8 protein-coding genes are annotated in these 9,666 nt (G+C 45.8%); 6 read left to right on the top strand and 2 right to left on the bottom strand.

What is annotated here, in order from left to right; all coding sequences use genetic code 11:
* Window positions 1-147: 147 nt before the first annotated feature.
* The 6 genes from ABD892_RS03285 to ABD892_RS03260 all read left to right on the top strand — a co-directional run bounded on the left by ABD892_RS03285 (window position 148) and on the right by ABD892_RS03260 (window position 8,352).
* Window positions 148-666 carry a hypothetical protein gene (locus tag ABD892_RS03285; protein WP_345193807.1) on the top strand — a complete coding sequence of 173 codons (519 nt, stop codon included), beginning with the start codon at window positions 148-150 and terminating at the stop codon, window positions 664-666.
* Window positions 663-2,456, top strand: a complete 1,794-nt coding sequence (drmB, locus tag ABD892_RS03280; RefSeq protein WP_345193806.1) for a DrmB family protein — start codon at window positions 663-665, stop codon at window positions 2,454-2,456. Before ABD892_RS03285 ends, drmB begins: the two co-directional genes overlap by 4 nt.
* Window positions 2,457-2,464: 8 nt before the next feature.
* Complete coding sequence (locus ABD892_RS03275; protein WP_345193805.1) at window positions 2,465-3,787, top strand: DUF5710 domain-containing protein; 1,323 nt, start codon at window positions 2,465-2,467, stop codon at window positions 3,785-3,787.
* Window positions 3,780-5,426: a hypothetical protein gene (locus ABD892_RS03270; RefSeq protein ID WP_345193804.1), complete on the top strand. Its 1,647-nt coding sequence runs from the start codon at window positions 3,780-3,782 to the stop codon at window positions 5,424-5,426. Before ABD892_RS03275 ends, ABD892_RS03270 begins: the two co-directional genes overlap by 8 nt.
* A 73-nt stretch (window positions 5,427-5,499) precedes the next feature.
* Window positions 5,500-7,557: a UvrD-helicase domain-containing protein gene (locus ABD892_RS03265; protein WP_345193802.1), complete on the top strand. Its 2,058-nt coding sequence runs from the start codon at window positions 5,500-5,502 to the stop codon at window positions 7,555-7,557.
* A 588-nt stretch (window positions 7,558-8,145) separates the two neighbouring features.
* A complete protein-coding gene (locus ABD892_RS03260) occupies window positions 8,146-8,352 on the top strand; it encodes a cold-shock protein (RefSeq protein WP_211830537.1) in 207 nt (68 codons plus the stop codon).
* Between the two features lie 178 nt (window positions 8,353-8,530).
* Here ABD892_RS03260 and ABD892_RS03255 read toward each other — a convergent pair whose 3' ends face one another.
* Window positions 8,531-9,091: a J domain-containing protein gene (locus ABD892_RS03255; RefSeq protein WP_345193799.1), complete on the bottom strand. Its 561-nt coding sequence runs from the start codon at window positions 9,089-9,091 to the stop codon at window positions 8,531-8,533.
* Between the two features lie 125 nt (window positions 9,092-9,216).
* Window positions 9,217-9,666 (bottom strand): hypothetical protein (locus tag ABD892_RS03250; protein ID WP_345193796.1); only part of this gene is annotated, 450 nt, incomplete at its 5' end.

Here is a 9,666-nt window from a genome sequence, read left to right as displayed (position 1 = left end):
ATACTAAGCAGGAAATTCACCTTAACACTCACTACGATAATCTGATTAGATTATCATCTCACACAGGTCATTTTGGATCGGTGGAAAGTGGACATTTTAAATCGGTGCTGACAGGGACGGGACAAGAAGCGTCCTCCAGCCATTGTGGTGACCCTGTTCTCTCCATCCAAGCCGAGAGACCGTTCCCATTACGAAACTTTTTCCAGCTATCACCAGTCGCTTTATCGTTATGTTGAGCCGACCAGTATTACCCCGTGGGCTAAACCGGCGCGAGATCGGGCCCTGCATGCGGCACTGATTACACTTGTTCGATTAACGGATCATCTTCGTGCCAATGATATGGCCGGGGCTTTCGATAAGGGCAATCCGGAATTTCAATCTTTGCTGGCATCATTCAAGGGCCGAGTTCGTGAGGCAGCATCTGATAGAGACCAGGATGAGATTGATGATGTGATAAACCATATCGACAGATTAGTCCTCGATTGGCACAAGCAGGCTAAGGACGGCATGGTAAATCGGTATGAGTCTTACAAAAGTGGCTCCCAGTTCAAACCATTGATGAAGCCCTATGGCTCATCCAAAAAAGATAATGCCTGGCCCACACTTAATTCTATGAGAAATGTTGATACAGAAACTACGGTTTGGGTGAAAGGAGAAGATCAATGAGTTCAGACAGAAGTTTGCGGAGTTCGCAGCTTATTTCACCCTACGGACCCGGAGCTATTGTTGATATAGGAGATGAGTCTCTTTTACTGACAGATCTGGCAGACTGGCCAAGGAAACTTGAGCCCATTGATATGCCCAGACTTACCAGTGAATTGAGAGTACGCACACTGAAAGCACCACCGAAAAACCCTGATTTCGGTAGTCCGCAAAAGTGGGACATGATCAAGGCTATCCGTTTTCCACGCTGGATGTTTTGTCCATGTTGTCGGCGGCTGGAAGAGTGGAAAAATGACACAGGCTTGACTCACAATGGCAAACCTGTGTGTCGTAATTCCGACTGTAAGAAGAGATCCCTGGTTCCCATGAGGTTTGTCGCTGCTTGTGAGAGTGGGCATTTGGCGGATGTTCCGTGGAATTTTTGGGCACACTCTGGTGCTGGCAAGAAAGGAAGTTGCAAACAGAGTGAAGCCCGGCTTTTCTTCCGGTCTGACAATAGCAAGGGCAGTGGTCTGGATGCTCTGTACGTTGAGTGTAAAGAGTGCAAGAGCAAACGAAACTTGGGAGATATTGCCAATCCTGATGCTCTTAAGTCCATGAATGTAAAGTGTCAAGGTAGCCAGCCTTGGGAAAAATGGGAGTCCTGTGACAGTCCTCTGGTGGTTCTGCAGCGAGGAGCCAGCAATCTTTATTACGCTATTGTCCGTTCTGCACTGGATATTCCGGTTGGTAGTGGTGGCGGACATGGGGCGTCTTTGCTTGAAGATATGAAAGAGCACCCATTATTTAGCAGTTGCCAGAGCAAAATGGATCAGGGTAAAGAGGCTGTTGCCAGAGATCTTGCTGAGGATATTGCTGCAGATCTGGAGTGTTCAGTAGATGATGTAATTGCTGCGATGACAGTACAGGATGAAGAAGAGGGAGCAAGACGGATTCCCGATAATGAAGAATTACAGGTTGCTGAATGGGCAGTGCTTTCATCTGCTGATGTTGAAAGCCTGACCAATAAAAATTTCGTTGCCAGAGTTGAAAAAGATCAGCCTTCCCATGACTGGGGGTTGAGTAAACTCATCAGCCGAGTCGTTTTATTGGAAAAGCTCAGGGAAGTCAGGGCTTTTTGTGGTTACGAGCGAGTGAAGCCCGGTGTTGCCGTTATACCACCTGCTGGTCGTCACAACGATATTACATGGCTGCCTGCAATCCAGGTATTTGGGGAAGGCATTTTTATCGAGTTTAATCAGCATGCCCTGAAAGAATGGGAAGCAAAGGCCAGTGGCTTTATCAAAAACCGCATTGATCCTATGAGTAAGAAACACTCTGAAGGCAAGGTTTCATATTTGCCATCTCCGTCATCACGGCTGGTGCTGCTGCACACTTTTGCCCATTTGCTGATTCGTCAACTCAGTTTTGAATGTGGTTATTCTAGCGGCTCTATCCGGGAGCGTATTTATGCCGAGGACGGGCAGGCTGGCGTATTGATCTATACAGCGGATTCCGATTCAGAAGGCAGTCTGGGTGGACTGGTTCAACAGGGTGAATTAAAGCGGTTGTATCCGGTGATCGCTGCGGCCCTGGACCAGGCTAGTTGGTGTTCCAATGATCCGGTTTGCAGTGAAATGGAAACCCAGGGAGTTATGGGGCTGAACAAGGCAGCCTGTCACTCTTGTACATTGGTGTCTGAAACCAGCTGCACTATGAATAATCTGTTGCTGGACCGTAAGTTGTTGTTGGGTGATGAGACAGGCAAAGGTCTGTTTACAGAAGTATTGGCTCACATCAAGGAAGGCAGGTAGTTGTTGCTATGAAGATGCCCAATTCGCGCCAGATCAGCGAAGAGCAGGAAGATGTCTACGAAGAAGCACCAATGGATGGTTCGGTCATTGTTATCGGTCCACCGGGAACCGGTAAAACCGTCATTGCATTTTTACGGGCACAGGCACTGAGTCGGCGTAAAAAATCGCCTCAGGTGCTGATGTACAATAAAGTACTGCAAAAATACACTGAAAATGCCGGTTCTGAAGATGGTATATCATCCAATACGCTGTTGAGTTGGGCGTATAGCTGGTGGAAAGCTCATGAGATAAAAAGCTTCAGTGAGTCTGCTGACAGGGTTTACCTTGATTGTCCATACGATGAAAAAGAAGAAGCCAAAGCGTTGGGCGCGCGATGGGATCCATCAAGAAGAAAATGGTATGTAGATGGACAGACTGTTAAAGCGAACACAGATGAGTTCTCTCGCTGGCTGGATTCTGTTCCTCCAAAACTGGCAGATTACCAATATGACTGGGAAGCCATGCTGGAGGCTGCAGCCGAAAGGGGAGCGATGAACGATTGGGGGCACCTTATTATTGATGAGGCCCAGGACTTTCCAAATGAGATGTTCCACTTTCTGCGTTATGTGGCTCGTAGGGTGGATAATGGTGGCTTGACTATTCTAGCTGATGAAAATCAGCGCCTGCAGGAGGATAATTCCAATATTGAGCAAATTCACAAAGGGCTCGGTATCAAGCTTGATGACACCTCAAGAAGTTTCAAATTAACTGAAAACTTTCGAAATACACGACAAATAGCAGAACTGGCAAGCACATTTTATGTGGGTTTATCTTCAGGACAACCCAGCCTGCCCAAGCGGCAAGGTAGTAAGCCAGAGCTGGTGAAAGCTGGCTCACTGGTTGCGCAAGTGGAATACATTGTTCGTATATTGAGCAATCGTGCTATCGGAGAGGTAGGCGTTTTTACACAGAACGACTCGATGAGAAAGAGGTTCTACGATCTGTTGCGCCATCGATTACAGGGGCAATATGATGTTCAGACTTATTCATCCAGAGATGAAGTCAACCATGGGGCAGAGCGACTGGTTTTTGACCGGTCCGGAATGTTGACTGTGATCAACCGGCACAGTTGTAAAGGCCTTGAATTTGATATGGTGTTTATCCCTGAGCTGCAAACCATGAATATTGACGGTAGTGATCTGGATGTTTTCAGAATGAATATGTACGTTATGTGTTCAAGGGCAAGAGAATCGCTTTATTTGTTGTACACTTCCACCACTGAAAATGAACTGGAAGTGTTGCAGTATTTACCAAACGAGCAATCCGGTCTATTGGAATTTAAAAATGTCTGAAAGCAATACAGGGGATCTGTTTGGTTCTGCACAATCTGATTCTGTCCGTTATCTGCTTACGGGAAGGCGTAATCTGAACCGATTGCTGGATATTGGTTTGCTGGCACCGGAGCTGATCGCATCATCTGAACAGGGCTTGATACTGTTTGCCAAGGAGGATCTCTCTGGCCTTGCTTCTTTGGAAGGGTATCCTGCAGTGCCTTTACTTATTGAGTTGAAAGACGTAGAGCAGAAATCTGGTCACGGTGTTTTGAGCGTCTCTTCAATCAACAGGATTCACTTTCCCAGCACTGAAGACCTTGAGGACTATCGGGCAAAAGGTTATTCCAATGTACCTGACCAGTTGTTTGAGTTTGTGGCTTCTCCTGACTTGTTCGCTATAGAGGATAGCCATGAGCGTATAATAACGGGTCGATTAGACAGGAAAAATGCTGAAGCATTAAAGGACAGATACCGAAACTTTGATGTTCAGGGTGGCTTGTTCTGGAATTATCTTCAGTCATTAGAAGGTATTGACAAAGTAACCTCATTTTTGTCCAGGCTGGAAGATTTGCAAAATAGCCCGGAACTATTCGAGTCACTTAAGCTGGAAATGTTAAATGTCGCCTGTGAGGGGAGCCGTGCTTCTGACTTTCAGAAGATCCTTTTAGCCTATCTGGAAGTCATTGCTGCCGTCGATGTTGATGAAGGCTGGGTGCCTGTTACAGCGATTGCGTCACTGAAAGACAGGATACCGACAGAGATACAAAACGGTGATGTATTTTTACGTTGGTACGATATAGCTCAGGCAGTCATTAATAATGAACGTGAGTTGCCGCCTCTTGACGATGAGGGGAAAATTCCCCTGAGAGCGATTTTGTTGCATGTGTTGAACCCTGACGCTGAAGCCATCCAGAGGATGGCTTGCCGGGAAAGTCCACCAGGAGCACAGGTTATAGCTGTTGCAAGTTCTTTTGCTGCAGCAAAGAGTGGTTTTTCATCACTGGATTCTGTCCATAAATCAGAATTCCCGGGAAGGTATTATCTGGTTGCTGATTTTCTTGCCTCACTGATTAATATAGAACCGCTTAGAGTTTCTGAATTTCTTGAGCAATCTGAATCTGATGGCATCACAGAAATTTTTTGGAAATCTTCTCTTTTGGGGCGTTATCAGTCTGAAAGCGGGAGGGGTCCTGAAGCTGTAGCTGTGGCAGCAACAGTGGCGGAAACACCTGCTTTGGAGCGTAGTGAGTTACAACTGAAGCTGGTCGATATGCTGCATGCTGTTCCCTACATTGCAGATGCGAATATTGATGATGGATACATCAATATTGAGCTGGAGAAATCGGTATGCCTTGCGGTTTATGGACGACCAAAGCTTTCAGTTTTCATTGGCAATGATGTTTGTTTCAGGACAACCCTGCTTGACATCAAGAAAACCAAAACACATGGGAGTTGGTTGACCAAGGTCGTACTGTCTGGGCTAATGGAGTATCAAAGTAACGAGAGCAGTGACTTCAGGTTTGAATTTCCACAGCAGGAAATTCTGGATGCAGTCATTACCATGGGGCCTCAGGGGATTACCGAAGAAACACTGGACAGAACATTGAAACGTCTGCTGGATACTCATGGCTGGTTGAAGTCTTCAAAAAAGCAGTAATATCCCTTAGGGATTCAGATGGGTGAACTATTGCCCGTCTGAATATTCATGATCAGGAATCTGTGAAGTAAATATGGCCAAGCTCATGATCAAGCGGGAGGTACTGGAGGATGCCAGGACGTACCCCAAAAAGGTTTATAACAAGCTCATAGAGCTACACAGAAAATTTGAAGACGACAGTACCCAGGCCAGCTTGCATGTTGAACCTCTTCAACCCATGGTCCGTGATCCCAAGGTCAGAAGTGCAAGGCTTGGTCTGGATTATCGAGCCATTCTTGTTGCTCCTGAGGTGGGGGATACCTATGTACTTGTTTATGTTAATCATCATGACAAGGCTTATCGGTGGTGTGAGAACAAACTCTTTGAGGTCCATTCAGAGCGTGGCACGTTTCAGATTATTGATGTTGAAAATGTAGAACGTGTTGCTGAGGCGGTCCAGGACAAGCCTATGGCGCCGTATTTCAAGGTTCCTGAATATTGCCTGAACAAGCTGACTGATGAAGAGCTGTTTCATGCTGGTACACCAAAAGCATTAATCCCTTCAGTGAGAGCTGTTCAAAGTGATGAAGACTTTGAAAGAATGGCGGATTTTTTACCTTCAGATGCAAGACAAGTGTTGTATGGATTTGTATGTGGCCTGTCACTGGATCAGGCTATTGAGGAAATGCTGGGGGTAGAAGAGACTCATTATAAACCTGAGAATCCTGGTGATTTCTCTCATCTGGCGGAGGCACCCAATATTGATTTGGTGTTGATTGAGGGTGAAGAGCATCTCAGGGATATTCTGACCAAAGATATTGAAGCCTGGCGTGTTTTCCTGCATCCATATCAGAGAAATCTGGTGGAATGGAACGTAAAAGGACCCATGAAAATCAACGGCGCAGCAGGTACGGGAAAGACCGTCGTTGTGATGCATAGAGCAGTTTGGCTGGCCAGACAGCTAAAGCCAGGTGAAAAGGTGCTGATAACCACTTTCACTACAAATCTGGCAGTTACTATTAACGCTCTTGTTAAAGATATGGCTCCGGAGCTGGTGAACCAAATTGAAGTGATTAATCTGCATAAATTGGCTTATGATATTTGTAAGCGTGCAGGCATTGGTACCAGTGTCATCACCAAAGAGGGGGTTGATGCCTGCTGGGAAAAGGTTTTTATCGATCTTGGTCATGATAATGAATTTTCGCCAACATTTATTCGGGATGAATATGATCAGATTATCGATAGGATGGGGATTGAAAATGAGGCCCAGTATCTGACTGCTATTCGCACGGGCAGGTCAAGAATGATGAAGAAGCAGCGACAGGCAATCTGGCCGTATTTTTCAGCGTTTCAGAAATATACTGCTGAGTCTGGCATGACTACTTTTGAAGGTGTTGTGCATCAAGCCCGCATGATTGCTGAAAAGAAAAGAACTGAACAATATCGCCATGTTCTTGTAGATGAACTTCAGGATTTTGGCTTGGAGGCGCTGCGCCTGATTAAAGCGATTAGCCCTGTTGATTATGGACTTTCCAATCCTCTATGCGTAGTAGGCGACGGCCACCAGAGACTATATAACCGGGTTTCATTGCCATTGAGTAAAGCGGGGATTAATGTTACTGGTCGCTCAAGACGGTTGAAGATTAACTACAGGACCACAGAGCAAATTCGTAACTGGTCACAGGGCATTTTATCAGGGGTTCCGGTAGATGACTTGGATGGGGGAGCTGCTGATACCACAGCTGATCGTTCAGTATTTTTTGGTAATGAGCCCGTTTTGAAAACGGTTCGAAATATTGATTTGGCTGCAGATGAAACTGTTAGCTGGGTAACAGGGTTACTGCACAATAGTGGCAAAAACATTAAAGAGCATGAAATCTGCATTACACCAATGTATGCAGCCTTGCGGGGGAAGCTACAACAAGCGGGAATTGCAATTTGTGAACTGGTGGCAGGTCAGCAGGATCCGGGACAGAACATCCCGGGTGTTCGTTATGGTTCCAAGAAGCGAATTAAAGGCCTGGAGTTTAAAGCTGTAGGTTTGTTATTGAATCGGGACTCAACCGATTCCCTCAGTCGTTTTGAAGATTATGTGGCTGCTACAAGAGCGAGAGAGGAGCTATTTGCTGTAAATATATGTTACCCGGTTTGAATTATTTTCACTTCTAGTGACTCTGGTGCGTAGATGCTACTGAAAGATTTGAGGGGAGGAGGCTTTGTAGTAGCAAATGCTAGCAGAACAACTCCTGCCATGTTTATAGAGAAAACTAACACACCCCCGTTACCCAACCACCGCCAAACAATGCAAGGCTCGAAACTTCTACGGTTTCGGGCCTTTTTGCTTTTTGGCCCTGCTTTCAGTAAGTTACGACAGCCCTTTGCCCTGTCCGGTTCACCGTATTTCTAACAGAATAGCTGATTTTCGGGCTCTCCTGCTCTCTATTCTCTGCCAATTCCCTACTTTTGATTTTGACTAGGGAGTTTGTTTTCTGCATAGTTATCAGTAGGTTACGTAATTTCCGAAAACCCTTTGTCAAACCGGCTGGCTTGATAGGTTTATGTAACCAAAACGCATAAAAAAACACCAGTTAGGTCTATGAAAAGAATTTTTACGGACAGGTGGCTAACAGCATAGCGATGTACGGAGCATTCTGGGTTATAGTACCTATGACTTGCGGCAGAGTGTTGCTGTAACATGGTGTGCGTTAAAAGTGAGTTTTATTTTTTATGGNTGACATTAATGTCTACTACTACCGGTACTGTTAAGTGGTTCAACGACGAGAAAGGTTTTGGTTTCATCGCTCAGGAAAATGGTCCTGACGTGTTTGCCCATTTCCGTCAGATCAAGAGCGATGGCTTCCGTTCCCTGGCTGAAGGCCAGCAGGTACGCTTCACCGTGACTCAGGGCCAGAAAGGTCCTCAGGCTGAAGATATCGAAGTGATCTAAGCGACTGCTTTGTCACTGACCCTTCGGGGTGCAAGTGGAAAAGAAAGGGCGATACCTGCAGGTGTTGCCCTTTTTTATGTCTGCGATTTACGCTGGGGTGGGGATGAATAGAATACGGATTACCGAAACAGTCTCGCGCATCCTAACATGCGTTTGAAGCACCCCGGCCTTAATATTTTTAATTCATCTCTTTCAAGCGCTTATTATACAATTCTGTGAGTAACTTGAACTCTTCAGTAGCCTCTTCCTTCCTATCAGGATTCTTGTCAGGATGATGCTCTAAGCTTAGCTTGTGATAAACTTTCTTTAGCTCGTTTTTATTACTGCAAGGTGCAAAAGCATTGTTGAACTTTTCTGCCATTGGATTAGTTTTCTTTGGTAAATGATCTTCTTGATTCTCACCGGCGTTATAAGAATTGGATTTGGTTTCATACGTATTCCGTTCTGGGCGATGACTTCCACCCATGTCTTGGTAGAAGTGCCTACCTTCCCTTGAGCTTTCAGTCCTTCTAGATGATTCGTTTAGAACAAGAAGCAAAAATAGCAATGTCTGCATATCACCAAATGGATTACATTCACGTGAATAGATACTAACATTTGGCTTGGCACCCATATGCGGTGCAGGCATATAAGGTCTACCGCCACTTATCACATAGATATTGTTGTGGCTTTTGTTTATGTTTCCAAAACTTTGTGGAGCAGCAAAATAAATACTGGGGCCAAAAATTAGACAGCTCATAAATCCTCCTGGGCTTATTTATATAGTAAAAAGATATAAAGCTGCTGGTTTGCAGCGAGCTCTTTAATTCTTTGATCACTTCTATTAACAAAAGTTTCTTAGGTTAAAGTGACCATTTCTGTCAGTTAAAAATAGAGATTGGTGGTAAAAAACTGATTCTCCTGTTCAATCCAGTTATCGGAGAAGGGTGACATGAAGTCGTCCAGCGTCAGCTGTCTTAAACCCTCACCGGTCAGAATCGCTTCCTGAATAGTGGGGGAAAGGTTAACCAACCTGAAGAGGGATGAAACACGCCCTTTGGCGCTCATACCCTCCTGTTTGGCGATGTCCTGAAGGCTGGTTGCCTTTCCGGTTTCCAGCCGTCGCAACCATATGTGGGCGCGCACTAGGGCGTCACGGAGCGCAGGTGCCGGGTGTTCTTTGGGCGGTGTCAGGGGTTGGCCCGACGGGTCGGTAATGCAGGTCTGGTTACCCCTGCGATGTAGCCGGATGGGAATCCGGATTTCCAGCTTCTGCCCGTCCTCGCTGAGGGTGACAGTGTCAGGCCCCGTAACGGTTATTCTTTTCATGCGCGT

Source organism: Kistimonas scapharcae (assembly GCF_039540975.1).
Lineage (GTDB): Bacteria > Pseudomonadota > Gammaproteobacteria > Pseudomonadales > Endozoicomonadaceae > Kistimonas > Kistimonas scapharcae.
This window is presented reverse-complemented; position numbering and strand designations above follow the sequence as displayed.